Annotated in this window: 13 protein-coding genes; 9 read left to right on the top strand and 4 right to left on the bottom strand. The window is 44.5% G+C overall.

The features are described 5' to 3' along the window. Positions 1-343: 343 nt before the first annotated feature. The 4 genes from I3254_RS07730 to carA all read right to left on the bottom strand — a co-directional run bounded on the left by I3254_RS07730 (position 344) and on the right by carA (position 7183). Positions 344-1237, bottom strand: coding sequence for a hypothetical protein (locus tag I3254_RS07730; RefSeq protein ID WP_238052356.1), 894 nt, complete (start codon positions 1235-1237; stop codon positions 344-346). 480 nt (positions 1238-1717) lie between these two features. Then, positions 1718-2194, bottom strand: coding sequence for a transcription elongation factor GreA (greA, locus tag I3254_RS07725; protein WP_057760725.1), 477 nt, complete (start codon positions 2192-2194; stop codon positions 1718-1720). A gap of 330 nt (positions 2195-2524) precedes the next feature. Then, positions 2525-5788 carry a carbamoyl-phosphate synthase large subunit gene (carB, locus tag I3254_RS07720; protein ID WP_179799258.1) on the bottom strand — a complete coding sequence of 1088 codons (3264 nt, stop codon included), beginning with the start codon at positions 5786-5788 and terminating at the stop codon, positions 2525-2527. A 153-nt stretch (positions 5789-5941) separates the two neighbouring features. After that, positions 5942-7183: a glutamine-hydrolyzing carbamoyl-phosphate synthase small subunit gene (gene carA / locus I3254_RS07715; protein WP_238052355.1), complete on the bottom strand. Its 1242-nt coding sequence runs from the start codon at positions 7181-7183 to the stop codon at positions 5942-5944. 503 nt (positions 7184-7686) lie between these two features. Here carA and I3254_RS07710 point away from each other — a divergent pair. The 9 genes from I3254_RS07710 (at position 7687) to clpB (ending at position 18511) form a co-directional block, all read left to right on the top strand. After that, complete coding sequence (locus I3254_RS07710; RefSeq protein WP_238052354.1) at positions 7687-8223, top strand: gamma carbonic anhydrase family protein; 537 nt, start codon at positions 7687-7689, stop codon at positions 8221-8223. Positions 8224-8380: 157 nt separating this feature from the next. After that, positions 8381-9082, top strand: coding sequence for an HAD family hydrolase (locus I3254_RS07705; RefSeq protein ID WP_238052353.1), 702 nt, complete (start codon positions 8381-8383; stop codon positions 9080-9082). 124 nt (positions 9083-9206) lie between these two features. Then, positions 9207-10302, top strand: a protein-coding gene (gene prfB / locus I3254_RS07700; protein WP_102078362.1) for a peptide chain release factor 2 whose coding sequence is annotated in 2 segments (ribosomal slippage) — positions 9207-9278 and positions 9280-10302 — 1095 coding nt in all. Because the reading frame shifts where the segments join, the coding sequence is not laid out codon by codon here. 77 nt (positions 10303-10379) lie between these two features. Further along, positions 10380-10664 carry a pyrimidine/purine nucleoside phosphorylase gene (locus I3254_RS07695; RefSeq protein WP_238052351.1) on the top strand — a complete coding sequence of 95 codons (285 nt, stop codon included), beginning with the start codon at positions 10380-10382 and terminating at the stop codon, positions 10662-10664. A 211-nt stretch (positions 10665-10875) separates the two neighbouring features. Further along, positions 10876-12006, top strand: coding sequence for a DNA topoisomerase IB (locus I3254_RS07690; RefSeq protein ID WP_238052350.1), 1131 nt, complete (start codon positions 10876-10878; stop codon positions 12004-12006). Between the two features lie 325 nt (positions 12007-12331). Further along, a complete protein-coding gene (locus I3254_RS07685) occupies positions 12332-14047 on the top strand; it encodes an AMP-binding protein (protein ID WP_238052349.1) in 1716 nt (571 codons plus the stop codon). 72 nt (positions 14048-14119) lie between these two features. After that, complete coding sequence (locus I3254_RS07680; protein WP_238052348.1) at positions 14120-14911, top strand: SDR family NAD(P)-dependent oxidoreductase; 792 nt, start codon at positions 14120-14122, stop codon at positions 14909-14911. Between the two features lie 111 nt (positions 14912-15022). Beyond that, positions 15023-15604, top strand: coding sequence for a L,D-transpeptidase family protein (locus tag I3254_RS07675; protein WP_238052347.1), 582 nt, complete (start codon positions 15023-15025; stop codon positions 15602-15604). A 309-nt stretch (positions 15605-15913) separates the two neighbouring features. Next, the gene (gene clpB / locus I3254_RS07670) at positions 15914-18511 is read left to right on the top strand and encodes an ATP-dependent chaperone ClpB (protein WP_238052346.1); all 2598 of its coding nucleotides are present in this window, start codon (positions 15914-15916) and stop codon (positions 18509-18511) included. Positions 18512-18601: the final 90 nt, after the last annotated feature.

Genomic DNA, 18601 nt, shown 5'->3' with positions numbered 1-18601 from the left:
TTATTACCAATTAATTGATGAGCGACTATTTTACCAAAATTATCGCTAAGTCATTGTATTTATAGGTGAAGTTAGAATGGTATGCGACAACGGATGTCGTCACGAAAATCTGAGTTTTTGGATATGATTTGAGTTTATATAAAGATTTTTTCAGCTAATAATCCAACCACCAATCCGCTAACAATACCTGCAATACCGAGTAGTAGGAGAGGAATGACTAGTATCGTGAATATCTGTGCTTGGCTTTTTTCCAAAAAAAGGTCTTGCTGACTAGATAGCTAGTCCACAAGACCTTTTACATATGCCGATAACCGTTAAATAATAGTATGCGACAGTTTAATGTTTATTGAACCTTGGCACGTATGACGACGGTTTTGGCTGCATTGGCATCAAAGTTCACCAAGTTCCATTTTAGACCAGAGTAGTTTTCTTGGACAACCACCGTATTGCCAACTTGCTGAATGGTTTGATAGCTGTCTCCGCCAGTGGTGGCAAGCGTCGGCAGAGGACTATTCAACGAGACTAACTGGACGCCACTTGGTAATGAGATCATGGCGTTGATGTCATTGACCGGCTGTGCCGTGGTATTGGTGTATGTGGTGTGATACTCAATCACATCACCAGGGGCAATATGATTGGCAGGAACGGCAACTTCACGTCCATCAGCATTTTTTAGAATTTTCATGACTTTTGTGTTGGCATTGACTACGCCAGGCGTGCTAAAAGTCGGGGTTAGTTGCAACGTATCCAAAGTTGTCGTCGTGGTCGTTACTTGATTGGGCACTGGCTGCTGCATAATCACTGGCGGGGTGACATTGGTTGCGACAGGTAGTACTTGCGTCACGCTGCTGGCAGGCGTGGTAATCACATCTACTTTAGTGACCTTATTGGTAATAGAGTTAGTCACTGGTACGCTAGTAACGGTCGTCGTACCTTGAACAACAGGAGACTGACGCACGACATAGCGTGGCACAGTGGTCACCTGAGTTACCGCGTACGGCATGCCGTCTTGCATGGTGATACCGTTTGGTGTCGCCGTAATAGTAGCAGTTTTGCCATCAGAGTATTGCTCGACCACCGTGGTGCTACCGCTCGCAGAGGAGCTAATGGCAATCTCAGGGGCAGCATTGGCCGATGATGCGGCCAACATGATACCTGCTAGCATTGCAGACATAGCTGTATTTTTTGCCATAGTCGTTTTAGCAGTTGATGCCTGAAAACCATCGTTCATAATCATAAAAGACTCCTCAAAAATAATAGTAAGTAATACAACAATAGATAATGCTTAGATAAACAAAACCCCCGTTAAATGACACCGAAAAATATGCCAAATAACGAGGGTAGTAGTGCTGATATTAGCCTATGTGTGCAATCAGACCATCATTATTTTTAGTAAGCGCGCAGCAGTGTTAACTTGCATAGAAGTTATTCAATCCTAACTATTTCTTACTGAATAGACTGAATAGACTGAATACTAAAGCTGTCGTGTCCTTAAACTCAAATAATTATGCGCCAAAACAAATCAGGGATAAAAGCAGCATTGTGTAACCGAAATGGTATAAATGCTATTTATGTGTAGTACGGCTTTCATCTATGGAGTCGCATAACTAAGTCGCTAGTCACAATCATTGTCATAAAGACTATTATCTAAAAGTCATTTTTCAAACTATCTACAATGGAGAGTATCAAAATTCTAGATTAGAACGCAGTGTAGCTATTAGTCGTAGATAACTTTCATGACTTCATATTCAACCACACCCTTAGGCGTTTCGATGCGTACTTCATCGCCTTCGAACTTACCAATCAAACCACGAGCGATTGGTGAGTTGACTGAGATTTTACCAGCTTTAAAGTCAGCTTCATCGTCGCCAACGATTTTGTACTGTTTTTCTTCTTCAGTGTCCATGTTTTCGATCACGACGCTAACACCAAACACGATACGGCCTTCTTTTGGCAGTGTCGAAGGATCGATGACTTGAGCGCCACCGAGTTTGGCTTCGATGTCACGAATACGTGCTTCACAAAAACCTTGTTGCTCACGGGCAGCATGGTATTCAGCATTTTCTTTCAAATCGCCGTGTTCGCGTGCTTCAGCAATCGATGCTGTGATGCGTGGACGGTCGACACTTTTTAGCTGTTTTAATTCGGCTTCTAGAGCCGCGTGTCCTTGCGGAGTCATTGGGTAACGTTGCATGTTTTTTCCTTAAACCAATAACACCACACCACCTCATAATGAGATGGTGTCAGTGTTGTTGCAATGGATATAAAATATAAAAGAGTGATAATTAAGACGATGTAATGAATAAGTTGGCCATCATTTATGAGTGTATTTCACCTCAATTCAAGCATAGGCGTACTTAAGCTTACGTAATAAAAAGCATAGTCGCAATTTAGCCACTATGCTTTTTAGGTCTATCACGGTAAAGGTATCGTTCCTCAAGCATGGTTGGCTATATTTAAAGCAAACAACAATACTTGAGTGAGCTTTTAGGCAAGCCTAACGGTTATGCTTAATCTACTGAAATTATTCAGCCACGTCAATAGACTTTGCTTGCTCATGCAAATCTTGTAATTTATAGACATCAAACGGTAAGTCAATCGCGTAAGATTTGCAGACAGCATCAGCGGCACCTAACGTGGTGACGTAGAATACTTTGCCTTGTAGCGCACTACGGCGAATAGAGAACGAATCCTCTTGAGCTTGCTTACCTTCAGTGGTATTGATGATAAGGTCGATTTTGCCGTTTTTCAAGGCATCAACGATATGCGGGCGACCTTCAGTAACTTTGTTGATTTGCTGACTTTCGATACCAGCGTCGCTCAGTACTTTTTGCGTGCCAGTGGTCGAGACAATCTTAAAGCCAAAGTCTGCAAGCTGACGAGCAATCGGAGCGATTTGGGCTTTGTCACTGTCACGAACTGAGATAAAGACGGTTTTTGTCTCGCCTTCAGTCGGTAGACCTGGCAGACGCTCATTACTACCGATAATGGCCTTGTAGAATGCTTCGCCAAAGGTTTTGCCCACGCCCATAACTTCGCCCGTTGATTTCATCTCAGGACTCAAGATTGGGTCAACACCTGGGAACTTAGCGAATGGGAATACCGCTTCTTTGACCGCATAGAATGCTGGGACAATCTCAGTAGTAAAGCCTTGATCTTTAAGCGAAGTGCCAGCCATGCAGCGAGCAGCAACCTGTGCTAACGAAGTACCGATACACTTAGAGACGAACGGTACTGTACGTGCAGCACGTGGGTTCACTTCTAGGATGTATACCGTTTCGCCTTTTACCGCGAACTGTACGTTCATTAGACCGATAACGCCTAGCTCTTTTGCCATGGCGACCGTTTGCGCGCGCATCACGTCACATAACTCTTTAGACAGTGAGTATGGTGGCAATGAGCATGCTGAGTCACCTGAGTGAACGCCAGCCTGTTCAATATGTTGCATGATACCGCCGATGACGACATCAGTACCATCGCATACACAGTCTACGTCAACTTCGATAGCATCATCTAAGAAGCGATCTAGTAGGACAGGCGCTTCGTTCGATGCTTGTACCGCAGTACGTAGGTAATGTCTTAGCTCGTCTTCGTTGTAGACGATTTCCATCGCGCGGCCACCTAATACATAAGATGGACGTACAACCAATGGATAGCCTACGTCTTTTGCTTTAACCAAGCCATCTTCTAAGCTGGTTGCTAGTGCGTTTGATGGCTGTACTAGGTTTAGCTGCTGAATCATATGCTGGAAGCGCTCACGATCTTCGGCGCGATCGATTGCATCTGGGCTAGTACCGATGATTTTAACGCCTGCTGACTCTAGTGCACGAGCAAGTTTCAATGGCGTTTGGCCACCGAACTGTACAATCACGCCATCAGGGTTTTCAATACGGACGATTTCTAGCACGTCCTCTAACGTGATTGGCTCAAAGTATAAACGGTCAGAAGTGTCATAATCGGTGGAAACCGTTTCAGGGTTACAGTTGACCATGATGGTCTCGTAACCATCTTCACGCATGGCAAGCGCTGCATGTACACAGCAGTAATCAAACTCGATACCTTGGCCGATACGGTTAGGACCACCACCGATAACCATGATTTTCTTTTTGTCTGTTGGATTCGCTTCACATTCGCTATCGTACGTCGAGTACATGTAAGCCGTGCTAGTAGCAAACTCTGCTGCACAGGTATCAACACGCTTATAGACTGGATAGACGTTTAGATCCCAACGCTTTTTGCGTAGCTGCTTTTGTGAGATACCAAGCAATTTAGCCAAACGCAAATCTGACAAGCCTTTACGTTTAAAGCTACGTAGGTTGTTTTCGTTTAAGCCACCAAAGCCGAGTGATTTTACCGTCGCTTCAGTCTTAACGATGTCTTCGATTTGTACCAAGAACCATGGGTCAATCTTGGTAAAGTTGAACACCTCATCGACGCTCATACCAACGCGGAAGGCATCAGCAACATAGTAGATACGCTCAGGTGTTGGAATGGTTAGGCGATTGATGATTTCGCTACGAGCCTTCTCAGCACTGACTTTTGATAAGTCAATTTGCTCGTCAAAACCATCTGCACCTGTTTCCATACCGCGTAAGGCTTTTTGCATAGACTCTTGGAAATTACGACCAATTGCCATCACTTCACCAACTGATTTCATCTGAGTCGATAGGATGTTGTCTGCTTGTGGGAATTTTTCAAAGTTAAAACGAGGTATTTTAGTCACGACATAATCAAGCGCAGGCTCAAAGCTGGCTGGCGTTTTGCCGCCTGTGATGTCATTTTGCAATTCGTCTAGCGTATAACCAATGGCTAGTTTCGCTGCGATTTTGGCAATCGGGAAGCCAGTGGCTTTTGAGGCTAGGGCAGACGAGCGTGATACGCGTGGGTTCATCTCGATGACGACCATGCGACCAGTATCAGGGTTGATACCGAACTGTACGTTTGAACCGCCTGTTTCAACACCGATCTCACGCAGTACTGCTAATGACGCATTGCGCATGATTTGGTATTCTTTGTCGGTCAAGGTCTGTGCTGGTGCGACGGTGATTGAGTCACCGGTATGCACACCCATTGGGTCAAAGTTTTCGATGGCACAGATGATGATGCAGTTGTCGTTTTTGTCACGAACCACTTCCATCTCGTATTCTTTCCAACCAATCAATGATTCATCGATGAGTAGCTGATGGTTTGGAGACAAGTCAAATCCGCGCTCGCAGATTTCGATGAACTCATCGCGGTTATAAGCGATACCACCGCCTGAACCGCCCATCGTGAATGATGGACGAATGATACACGGATAGCCCATTTTTTCTTGAGTCGCAAAGGCTTCTTCCATGGTTTCAGCCGTTTCAGCGCGAGGGCACTCAAGGCCGATACGCTTCATGGCTTTATCAAACAAGTTGCGGTCTTCTGCCATCTCGATTGAGTCTTTGGTCGCGCCAATCAACTCGCAGTTATACTTAGTCAATACGCCATGCTTGTCTAGCTCTAGCGCACAGTTTAGTGCTGTCTGTCCGCCCATCGTTGGCAAGATGGCATCAGGACGTTCTTTGGCAATAATTTGCTCAACCGTTTGCCAAGTAATCGGCTCGATGTAGGTCGCGTCAGCCATGACAGGGTCAGTCATGATGGTTGCAGGGTTTGAGTTGACCAAGATGACGCGGTAGCCTTCTTCTTTTAGTGCTTTACACGCCTGTGCGCCTGAATAGTCAAACTCACATGCTTGGCCGATGACGATAGGGCCTGCGCCAATGATAAGAATGCTTTTTATGTCGGTACGTTTTGGCATAGTTGGAGCTACCTTCGTTTGGGTGATAATTTGAGTAATCTTTATTTTTGATAACGCTCATGGCGTTTTATGCTTGCAGTGCTTTATTTAGTACCGCTTGAACCGCTATGGACAATTCAAGCGTTTACTTGTTATGTAGTTATAATCAACCGTTTACGCTTGGGCAGTTTTAGACTGCTCCATCATATCCGCAAACTTATCAAATAATGGCGCGCAGTCATGTGGACCAGGGCTGGCTTCTGGGTGACCTTGGAAGCTAAATACAGGCTTATCGGTCAGCTCGATACCTTGGTTAGTACCATCAAACAGTGAGCGATGAGTAGATTTAACATTGTCAGGTAGTGTGTCTTCATCAACCGCAAAGCCATGGTTTTGACTGGTAATCATAACCGTACCAGTCGCTAAGTCTTGTACTGGATGGTTGGCACCATGATGGCCCGTTTTCATTTTGATAGTATTTGCACCGCTAGCCAAACCAATTAGCTGATGGCCTAAGCAAATGCCAAACGTTGGCACGTCAGTTTGCTCAATGATATGGCGTACCGCATCGATAGCGTAATCACAAGCTGCAGGATCACCAGGGCCGTTTGATAAGAAGATGCCATCTGGATTCATCGCTAGCACGTCTGCGATAGGGGTCTGTGCTGGTACAACCGTCACGTGACAACCGCGGTCGACGAGCATGCGCAGGATGTTTGTTTTGCTACCGAAGTCATAAGCAACGACGTTGTATTTAGAATCGATGTGAGTGCCAAGTTGCTTAAAGAAGCCGCCAGTACCGCTATCATGACTACCATGAATATCACGGTTGAGTAGGGTGTCTGATAAATCCCAGGTACCTGCTGTCCACTCGAAGTTCTCTTTAGTACAGCATTCTTTTGCCAAGTCCATGCCTTTTAGACCTGCAAAGCCTTTCGCTAACTCAATCGCTTTTTGCTCATCGTCGCTACTGATAGTCTCGCCGTTTGAGGCAGTCATGATACAGCCGTTCTGTGCACCTTTATCACGTAATAGACGTGTTAGCTGACGCGTATCAATTTCAGCGATAGCTACGGTTTCGTTACGCTGTAAATAGTCGCTAAGTGATTCAGAGTTACGGAAGTTAGAGGTTGCCATGGTGGCATCACGGATGATAAGACCGTCTGCCCATACTTGATGGCCATTGCCAGATTCGGTGTCCTCAGCGTTGGTGCCTGTATTACCGATATGAGGGTAAGTCAAAGTCACCAGCTGGCGGGCATAACTTGGGTCGGTTAGGATTTCTTGATACCCTGTCATGGCTGTGTTAAATACCACTTCACCAATACGATGACCTAGGCTGCCGATACTGACACCGCGAAAGATTGTACCGTCTGCTAGTGCCAAAATTGCTTGTATTTCTGCCGATGAATTCAAGGATTGCCTCCGCTGTTATTGGTGAGTGCCATCGTGTTTTGTTGGAATAAAATTGCTCCGTATCCTTTTATTTACGGCGTTTGATTGTTGTCAAACCGAGGTGATAAAAGGGCGATACACAAAAATTTTCCACAAAAAAGCGAGAAGACATTATTGATGAAAACTACAAAACCCACTAGATAGTGAATAGGTAACTTGCATCATGTCCGCTCGCTTAGGCACAGATTTTGCGTATTATATACAAAATAGACGGTTATAGCTAGCCGATTTACTGGATTAATAGTCATTTCATGGCTAATAATACGGTCTTTATAAAGATATTGACTCTATAGAAATAGCCTAAGCAAATAAAAGCTACCTTTTCTTTTATCAAAATCAACATCCAGCGTGTATTAATAGCGCTGGATTTTCGCAGTTGGCTTTGCCACAATGGACAGCGAAGCGCTAGACCCAATTTTTATGATCGTTTGTTATAACAATAATGAAGATGACAAGGAGTCGTTATGATTTATCAGTATTTAGACAAAACCCCTGAGTTTGCCGCACCATTCAATGGCTGGGTAGCAGCCTCGGCGCAAGTGATGGGCGATGTATATTTAGGCCATCAAGCCAATATTTGGTTCGGTGCAGTGATACGCGGTGACAACGATCGTATCCATATCGGTGACTATAGTAATGTGCAAGAAAACAGTGTGATTCATACTGATGCAGGTATCAAAGTGACTATTGGTAATTACGTGACTATCGGTCATCTGGCTATGTTACATGGCTGTGAAGTCGGTGATAATAGCCTGATTGGTATTGGTGCTGTGGTACTTAACAATGTCAAAATCGGTAAAAACTGTCTGATAGGGGCGAAAGCCTTAATTACTGAAGGTCAGGTTATTCCAGATAACTCGCTAGTGATGGGCGCGCCTGCAAAAGTGGTCAAGACGCTGACCGATGAGCAAGCAGCCATGCTAAAAATGTCAGCGCTACATTATGCTGAGCGTTGCCAGAAATTTAAAACAGGCTTGACAGAAATAGCGATGCCTGACTAAGGGTAAGTAAACGAGCTAAGTTTAAATAGATAGACGATAGGGCGCATACTTATTTCATTGATAGACTGTTCAATTAATACGGTCAGCCTTAATGCATAACGTACCCAATTTTATTAAACGATTCATATTTTTTCGCAACCAACGATAAGGTCTCACCATGCAGGCAAATCAAGCACAAACACAACAAAAACAACTGGCATTATTTGATTTAGATCATACATTACTTGATGTCGATAGCGATTATCTCTGGGGTGAGTATATCGTAAAGCATGACCTTGTCGATGAGGCGCAGTACCGCACTGCCAATCAGAAATTTTATAATGACTATATTGAAGGTACGCTAGACGCGACAGAGTACAATGAATTCGTCGCGCAGTTTTTAAGCAGTCTGCCGCTTGATAGACTTGATGAGCTAAGAGAAGACTATATTAAAAGCGAAATCGAGCCACATATTCGCCCAAAAGCGATGGAAGCGTTATGTCAGCACATTGAGCAAGGGCACGATGTGGTGATTATTTCTGCGACCAATGATTTTGTGGTATCGGCTATTGCCAAGCGTTTTGGCGTGGAAGAAGCCAATGTATTGGCAACGCCATTAGAGATCAAAGACAATCGCTATACAGGTAAGCTAACTGACAGACCAAACTTCCAAGCGGGCAAAATATACCATTTAGATAAATGGGTGAATAAGCAGCAGTTAGCTGGTGTTACCTTTGAAAAAACGTATGCGTATTCAGATTCTAAGAACGACATCCCATTGCTCGAATGGGCAGATGTGGCCGTTTGCGTGTCACCTGATGATGCGTTACATGCGCATGCTTTGGCCCATCGCTGGGCAGTAGAAGATTGGTCGATCTAGATTATTTAAGCTAGTAATAGTAGCAACATTGGCAATAGCGATAATTAACGAACCATTTAGTCTCAATCTCATTTAAAATAGCGCCACATGCGTTATTTATTTTATTAGAAAAACAGGAACATTTATGGAAATCAATCCGTATCAAGAGCAGATTAAAGATTTATCAGAGCGTGGGCAGGATTTGCGGAGGTATCTTTGACTTCGATGGTAAGCAAGAGCGCTTAGAAGAAGTCAATTTGGAGTTAGAAAACCCAGAGCTATGGAACGATCCAGAGCGTGCGACCAAGATTAACAAAGAAAAAAGCCATCTTGATGGTGTCATCGATGTGGTGGTCTCTCTTGAAACTACGCTAGAGGACGCGTCTGCCATGCTAGAGTTGGCAGTCGAAGCAGAAGATGAGTCACTGCTAGCCGACGTGCAGAGCGAGCTAGATAGCGCTGAGAAACGCGTTGCTGATTTAGAGTTCCGCCGAATGTTTAGCGGTGAGATGGATCCAAATAACTGCTACTTGGATATTCAGTCAGGCAGTGGCGGCACCGAAGCGCAAGATTGGGCTGAAATGCTGCTGCGTATGTATACGCGCTGGGCAGAAGCTCATGGCTTCAAAGTAGATGTGATTGAAGTGTCATCAGGCAGCGTGGCTGGCATTAAGTCGGCAACGATTGAGATCAAAGGCGACTATGCTTTTGGTTGGCTGCGCACCGAGATTGGTGTCCACCGTTTGGTACGTAAATCACCATTTGATAGTAATAATGGTCGTCATACGTCATTTGCTGCGGTGTTTGTGTCACCTGAGATTGACGACAACGTCGAGATTGATATCAATCCAGCGGATTTGCGTATCGATACCTATCGCTCATCAGGAGCGGGTGGTCAGCACGTAAACACGACAGATTCTGCGGTACGTATTACCCATGAGCCGTCGGGCGTGGTAGTGACCTGTCAGAATGAGCGTAGTCAACATGGTAACAAAGCCACCGCGATGAAAATGCTACGTGCTAAGCTCTATGAGCTTGAAATGCAAAAACGTATGGAATCACAGCAAGCAGTCGAAGATGGCAAGTCTGACGTCGGTTGGGGCAGTCAAATTCGCTCGTACGTGCTCGATGACTCACGTATCAAAGACTTGCGTACGGGTGTTGAAACCTTTAACACCGGTGCCGTACTAGATGGTGACCTCGATCAGTTTATCGAAGCAAGTTTAAAAGCAGGACTGTAAAAGGCTGTTTTAAATAAGCAGCCGTTTTAAAATAGTAACTAATTAAAATAGCAACTAACATTTAATTAAGGAAAATTATGCCAAGCGTTAATAATTATTTTGATGATAAAGTGACTTCTATTGCTTTTCAAACGGCTACCAAGCCTGCGACTGTCGGTGTAATGGAAATTGGTGAGTATGAGTTTGGCACCAGTGAATTTGAAACCATGAGTGTGGTGAGCGGTGCATTGACCGTAAAATTACCAGAGAGTGATGATTGGCAAACGTTTAACGCTGGCGAGCAGTTTACCGTCGAAGCCAATCAGAAGTTCCAAGTAAAAGTAGACGTCGAAACCGCTTATCTATGTGTATACGGTAAATAATGACTTCTAAGTTATAGCAGTATCAAAACGAAAAACGCCAAGTATTTGATGCTTGGCGTTTTTTTGTGTGTCATATTTCAAATGAATTGTAAGCTATTATCCTGAAAACTATGTTTTACACAGGATTACACTTTGTCTGTGCCAAATAAACAGCAAAAATTACCGTCATTAATTATGCTAAAACCATGAGTTCTCAAAGGTATACAGGTTTATGACAAAGGCAACAGTAAAGGCAAACCAGCAAACAATGACCAAAGACGTGCGTCATGATTACGAGCATCTCGCACGCCGTGCCAATTTGCGTTATGTGAGTGACGACGAACCAGGCTACGAGCGTAGGCGTTGGGGTCGCGGCTTTACTTATCGTGATGCAATGGGCAACACGGTCAAAGACAAAGCATTGCGTCAGCGTTTTGATGCATTGGTGATACCGCCTATGTGGTCAGAGGTGTGGATATGCCAAGACGAACGAGGCCATCTGCAATCAACAGGGCGAGACGAAAAATCGCGCAAACAATACTTGTATCATCCCTCATGGAACAATATTCGCGACCAAGCAAAGTTTGATGCGATGATAGGATTTGCAGAGGCGCTGCCCAATCTACGCGCGCAGGTGGAGGCAGATTTGGAAGCAAAGTCCTTATCACGCACCAATGTGCTTGCTGCCGTCGTTAAATTGCTAGAGACCACTTTGATTCGTATTGGTAATAGCCGCTACGCTAAGCAAAATAAAAGCTATGGTCTGAGTACGCTACGCAGCAAGCATGTCAGTGAAACCGACAATGGACTGGCATTTGATTTTGTCGGCAAAAGCGCAAAAGAACACCACATTGAGCTGCAAGACGAGCGATTGATTGACATCGTTCAGGCCTGTTCTGAGCTGCCAGGTTATCAGATATTCAAATACTTAGATGATAATGGGCATAAGCAAGTCGTTGACAGTAGCGATATAAATGACTACTTACGGATGCATACGTGCGGCATGGACTGTGAAAGCAAACTGTACAGTGCAAAGGATTTTCGCACATGGATGGCAAGTGTACTCGCAGCAAGCTACCTTTATGACGAACTACAAACGTCTGCAGGCGCTAACATACTAGCCAGTGCACCAGAAAGCGCTGAGCGACAGCAATTAGTCACTGATATGGTAAAAAGTGTGGCAGCAGAGCTAGGTAACACGCCGACCGTATGCCGTGCCTCTTATATTCATCCCATTGTCATTGAGCGTTTTTTGGCAGGGCAGTTCTTTGAAACTTACAAACAAGCGCGCCGTGGACGAACTAAGAAATACCAAAGCTGTGAAGAAAAAGCGTTATTAGGGTTTTTAAGAGCTGATGTTTAAGTGTGAGGTTTTAGATAATAATATTGAGGTGTTAATTCTTTAATAGGAAATTGAAAATATGCGGTAGTACTTTGGCTATTGTAGGTGTCTTCGCGGACTTATAGCGAATTAATGATAATTAGTTATAGATTATCTCTATTTCTATAAAATAAAAATGATACGTTATGTATTGAAATAAAATTAGAAATGCGTTACTAATAGAGCATGATAAATACGAACCTATGAAACGGTCTATAGGATGTGGCCGTTCTTCAATTATAAATACCATTTTACCAGTTACCAGTTACCAGTTACCAGTTACCTGCTATTGCTAAAGGATTAGCTTATGAAAACCGCCTCTCAAACTCCGACGAATATTGATACAGATACTACCGTCACGCCCAAAAACTATACCGATTACTATAATAATTTTGATATGGATACACTGCTGTCAGAAATATTTGGCGAGCAGGTGGACGATCGACTAAATGCTTATATGGCTTGCTGTGGTCGTCATGTACGTGACGGCCGCGCTGACAATGCCGCGCTAGTACACGAAGATACCGCAGGCAATATAACACGCATGAGCTTTGGTGAGCTTGACAAAGCGAGTGCTCAAATCGCTAACTTGCTACAGTCGTATGGGGTAAAAGCGGGCGACAAAGTAGCGACGATGCTACCACGCACGCCTGAGCTACTGACTGTTGTATTGGCAACATGGCGTATCGGCGCCGTATATCAGCCGCTATTTACCGCTTTTGGCTATGACTCCATCAAATATCGGATGGATAAAGCCGATACCAAAGTCGTTTTTACTAACTTAGAAAATCGCAGCAAGTTTGAAGATTTGGCTGAGCAAACCAAAATGGTATTGGTCGGCAGTGTGGAAGATGCCCAGACATGGGGTGACGATCACTATATCCAGTCTATGGCAGCACAGTCGCAAACGTTTGAACCTGTGATGCTCGATACAGATGCGCCATTTTTGCAAATGTTTACCTCTGGTACGGTTGGTAAATCAAAAGGCGTCAGCGTTCCGTTGGCCGCGTTACCTGCTTTTTACCTATATATGCGTTATGCCATCGACCTACGTGAAGATGATCAGTACTGGAACATGGCAGATCCAGGCTGGGCGTACGGATTGTACTATGCCATCACGGGGCCTCTGCTACTGGGTATTACCACTTATTTTAATGAAGCAGGATTTGACGCGACTAATACCCGTGATTTTATAGTGCGTCATAAGATTACAAATTTAGCCTCTTCACCAACTGCGTTTCGAATGATGAAATCTAGTGGTGTGTTTGATAGTGTTGATGAAGGCGCTCACAATGATGCCAAGGCCAAGCTATCTTTACGCTGTGCCAACTCGGCAGGGGAGACATTGAACACCGAAGTGGTCAACTGGGTCGAAACCTATCTAGAATGCCAAGTCAAAGACCAATATGGGCAAACAGAGACTGGCATGACTTGCTGTGCACATCATGCACTGGCGCATGATTGTCCTGTTGGCTCGATGGGTATGGCGCTACCAGGTCATACGCTAGTCGTACTAGATGATGATATGAATGTACTGCCAGATGGTGAGCAAGGGCAGCTAGCAGTCGTGGTCAGTCAGTCACCTGCGTTTTATTTCCGGGGTTATAGCTGGAATGAAAAACAAGCCTTTGTAGATGATTACTATCTGACAGGCGACGTGGTCGAGCGTCATAGTGACGGCAGTTACTGGTTCTCAGGCCGTGATGATGACATCATTATTACCGCAGGTTACCGCGTAGGGCCTACTGATGTCGAAAATACCGTATTAGAGCATGAAGCAGTAGCAGAATCTGCGGCGGTAGGCGTGCCAGATGAAGTGCGCGGCCATACCATCAAGTCTTATGTGGTGCTAAAAGATGGCATCGAAGGCAGTGAGAAAATCGCCAAAGAAATCCAAGAGCTGGTACGCAAACGCCTATCCACTCATGCCTATCCGCGTGAGGTTGAGTTTGTGACCGAGTTACCAAAAACGCCAAGTGGTAAGATTCAACGCTTTTTGCTGCGTAGTCTGTCTGCTGCATAAATGAGTTAGTAAAGCGTCTATACATTCAATAGAAAAACATCTAATAAAAAGTAAAAATTTAAAGGAATAATCATGCAAGTTAAAGAAAACAGCTTTTTGGTCACAGGCGGTGCATCAGGTTTGGGAGAGTCAGTGGCTCGGGCGATTGTAGAGCAAGGTGGTAACGTCGTTATTGCTGATTTAAATGAATCTGCTGGGCAAGCATTAGTCGCTGAGTTAGGTGATAATGCGCGCTTTGTACGCTGTGATATAACTAATGGCGATGAAGTACAATCAGCGGTCGAAATGGCAGAGTCAGCTTTCGGTGGTTTGCAAGGTTCAATCAACTGTGCTGGTATCGTAGTGGTACAAAAACTGCTAGATCGCGATAACAATCCGGCAGACCTTGAGGCATTTAGCCGCGGGGTCAATATCAATCTGGTCGGTTCATTCAACGTCGCTCGTTTGGTAGCTGCTAGCATTGCCAAGCGCATAGCTAGTGATAGCAATGCAGGCGAGCATGTAGAAAAGAATGCAGATCAAGGTATTATTATTAATACAGCATCTATCGCAGCCTTTGACGGTCAAGTAGGACAAGCAAGCTATTCATCGTCTAAAGCAGGTGTGGTTGGTCTGACCTTACCGCTTGCTCGTGAGCTGGCACGTCATGGTATTCGCGTGATGACCATCGCACCAGGTGTCTTTGCTACGCCGATGATGGAATCTATCCCAGAAAAAGCCCGCGAGCAGCTAGAGGCAGGTGTGCCATATCCTAAACGTTTGGGCGCACCCAATGAGTTTGCCAAATTGGTCACTCATATCATCGATAATGCTTATCTAAATGGTGAAGTCATTCGCTTAGATGGTGCGATTCGCATGGTGTAGCAGTCTAGTGAGTGATTCATCACTTTTGCACAAAACGTATCTACAGAATCTGGCATAGTGCTTTGATACATATGATTAATGACAAAAAATTAATTATGGGAAACAGAGTCTATGCCATTTTTTTGTAAAAAATATTACTCATCAAATGAGCAGCGGACGCCTTGGTTGCCCGTTATCATTGGTCTTAGTCTTGCTGCCATTGTCAGCACCAGCGCTATTGCTTATGTCAAAAGCATCTCAAAACCCAAAAACCTCATTCCTGCGTCGTCAGTCATTGATCGAGTCTTCGTCGATAAATCAGATCGTATTTTAAAACTGATGAGCGATGGTAAAATCATTAGGTCGTATCGTATTGCGCTAGGGGGTAGTCCATCGGGACATAAGCAACAAGAAGGCGATCAGCGTACGCCCGTTGGAATTTATACCTTAGATTATAAAAATGAGAAATCTATTGCGCATCGTTCTATCCATATTAGCTATCCAAATGATGAAGACAAGGCACGAGCGAATTCATTAGGGGTCAATCCGGGTGGCGATATCATGATTCATGGGCAAATGAATGGCTTTGGACATTTGGGCTGGTTGAATCAAAGGCGAGATTGGACCGATGGTTGTATCGCTGTCACCAATGACGAGATGGATGAAATTATGGCAGCGGTGATACTTGGTACTCCTATCGAAATTGTGGAGTAGCATAGTCGGATTATGATTGGGTCTATGCTCAATAAGTCCATTGCTTATTACCGTATTCAACGTAAATTTCTCTTTAATTTACATCAATAAAATGGCGTTTCCTGCCTACTAACTATATTTAACTGGTATTAATAACCCGTTTAAATATTATTAATAATCAATATCATTGCTTTAAGTAAGGTTTTATTTGGTAATTGTCTTGAAATAGGTGTATATATACCTTATATAAGTGACAGATAACAGTGGGCACTAGACTAAGATAATCCTTAGAAGACTCACTGAAAATACTAATTATAAAAGGATATAAACATGAGATTTGAAAAGTTTACTCAAAAATTGCAGTCCGCCATTCAAGAAGCACAGAGCCTAGCGTTAGGTCGCGACCACACGGGCATTGATCCTGTACATTTGCTTGCCGTACTGCTACAAGATGAATCTAATTTATCTATTTGCCAACAAGCAGGTGCTTCTATTCCAGCGTTAAAAAATGGCGTTGCCAAAGCATTGGATAATCAAGCGACCATTTCGGAGCCGACAGGTGACGTTAACCTAAACCCAAACTCGGTCAAAATATTGAACTTGGCCGATCGTCAGGCGCAAAAAGAAGGCGATGATTTTATCGCGACGGAATGGGTGATGTTGGCACTCGCTGAGCAGGGCGAAACCAAAAAGATATTTGAAAGTGCCGGCGTGACGGCTAGCAAACTAAAAGCGGTCATTGAGCAGCTGCGCGGTGATGATACCGTCAATAACCAAAACGCTGAAGATCAGCGTGATGCACTCAACAAATACACGATTAATCTGACTGAGCAAGCAGAGCTTGGCAAACTAGATCCAGTCATTGGCCGTGACGAAGAAATTCGCCGTACCATTCAGGTGCTGTCGCGCCGTACCAAAAACAACCCTGTGCTCATCGGTGAGCCGGGCGTTGGTAAAACAGCCATCGTAGAAGGCTTGGCACAAAAAATCATCAATGGCGACGTACCAGAAGGTCTGCGCCGTAAAGAAGTGTTGTCATTAGACTTGGGCGCGCTAATCGCTGGGGCAAAATTCCGCGGTGAGTTCGAAGAGCGTCTCAAAAGCGTATTGAGCGACTTGGCCAAACAAGAAGGCAATGTCATTCTGTTCATCGATGAGCTGCATACGATGGTTGGTGCAGGCAAGTCTGAAGGTGCGATGGATGCGGGTAATATGCTAAAACCTGCATTGGCACGCGGTGAGTTGCATTGTGTCGGAGCGACGACGCTAGATGAATATCGCAAGTATATTGAAAAAGATGCAGCGCTTGAACGTCGCTTCCAAAAAGTACTGGTCGATGAGCCAACGGTCGAAGATACCATTGCGATATTACGGGGTCTAAAAGAGCGTTACGAGCTGCATCATGGCGTCGATATTCAAGATAGCGCCATTATCGCTGCTGCGCGCATGAGTCATCGCTATATTACTGATCGTAAGCTACCAGATAAAGCGATTGATTTAATTGATGAAGCGGCCAGTCGTCTGCGCATGGAAATGGATAGCAAGCCTGAATCCTTAGGTAAGCTTGATAGCCGTTTGATTCAATTAAAAATGCAGCGTGAAGTGCTCAAAAATGAAGAGGATGCTGGCGCGCAAGCCGAGCGTAAAGTGCTCGATGCACAAATAGCTGAATTGGAAAAAGAGTATGCTGATCTCAATGAGGTTTGGCAGGCAGAGAAAGCATTGGTCAAAGGCAGTCAACAGCTAAAAGATGAGCTAGATAAAGCCCGTATCGCGTATGACAAAGCCAGCCGCGAAGGCGATTATGAGACCATGAGTAAGCTGCAATACGAAACCATTCCGCAGTTAGAACGTCGTATTCATGAGTCTGACTTGGCAGAGCAAAAAGAGCAGACAGGTGAAGGTAGCGGTGTCAAATTGCTACGTAACAAGGTCACCGACAATGAAATCGCCGAAGTGGTGGCGGCAGCGACGGGTATTCCAGTTAGCAAAATGATGCAAGGCGAGCGTGATAAGATGATCGCAATGGAAGAAAAGCTCCATGAGCGTGTCATTGGTCAAAACGAAGCGATCGAATCGGTGGCCAATGCGGTACGTCGTAGCCGTGCAGGCTTATCTGATCCAAATCGTCCTTCTGGTTCGTTCTTATTCTTGGGACCTACTGGTGTTGGTAAAACTGAGCTGACCAAATCACTAGCAAACTTCTTGTTTGACTCTGAAGATGCGATCGTACGTATCGACATGAGTGAGTATATGGAAAAACACAGTGTCAGCCGTTTGGTAGGCGCGCCTCCAGGTTATGTCGGTTATGAAGAAGGCGGTACGTTGACAGAAGCGGTACGCCGTAAGCCATACAGCGTCATATTGTTCGATGAAGTAGAGAAGGCGCATCCTGATGTGTTCAACATCTTATTGCAAGTATTGGACGATGGCCGTTTAACCGATTCGCAAGGTCGGGTGGTAGATTTCAAAAACACTGTGATTATCATGACCAGTAACTTGGGTTCGCATAAAATTCAAGAGATGGTTGGCGAAAGCTATGAGGATATCAAGGCAGAAGTAATGGATTCTGTTGGGCAGCATTTCCGTCCAGAGTTCGTCAACCGTATTGATGAAATCGTAGTCTTCCATCCGCTTGGTATGTCGCAGATGGCAGGTATTGCGGATATTCAATTGGATCGATTGCGTCAGCGTATCCAAGAGCGTGAGATGGATATTGAGCTGTCAGCCGATGCGATGAATAAATTGGTTGCCGTGGGTTATGACCCTGTTTATGGTGCCCGTCCTTTGAAGCGTGCCATTCAACAAGAGATCGAAAACCCATTGTCATTAAAGCTATTAGCAGGTGATTTTGTCGCTGGTGATATTATCAAAGTCGATGTAGGTGCCGATGACAAGCTAACTTTTGATAAGCTTAGAATGAGCTAATCAGCTTATTCTTGACGTCTTTGTAATCCAACTGTACGTTTAAAACAAACCCCTTATCTACAATTGTAGGTAAGGGGTTTTTATTTATAA

Origin of the sequence: Psychrobacter sp. Ps2 (assembly GCF_022129405.1) — a bacterium.
In the GTDB taxonomy this organism is placed as follows: Bacteria; Pseudomonadota; Gammaproteobacteria; order Pseudomonadales; family Moraxellaceae; genus Psychrobacter.
Note: the sequence above shows the minus strand (reverse complement) of the source record. Positions and strands in the feature narration are given on the sequence as shown.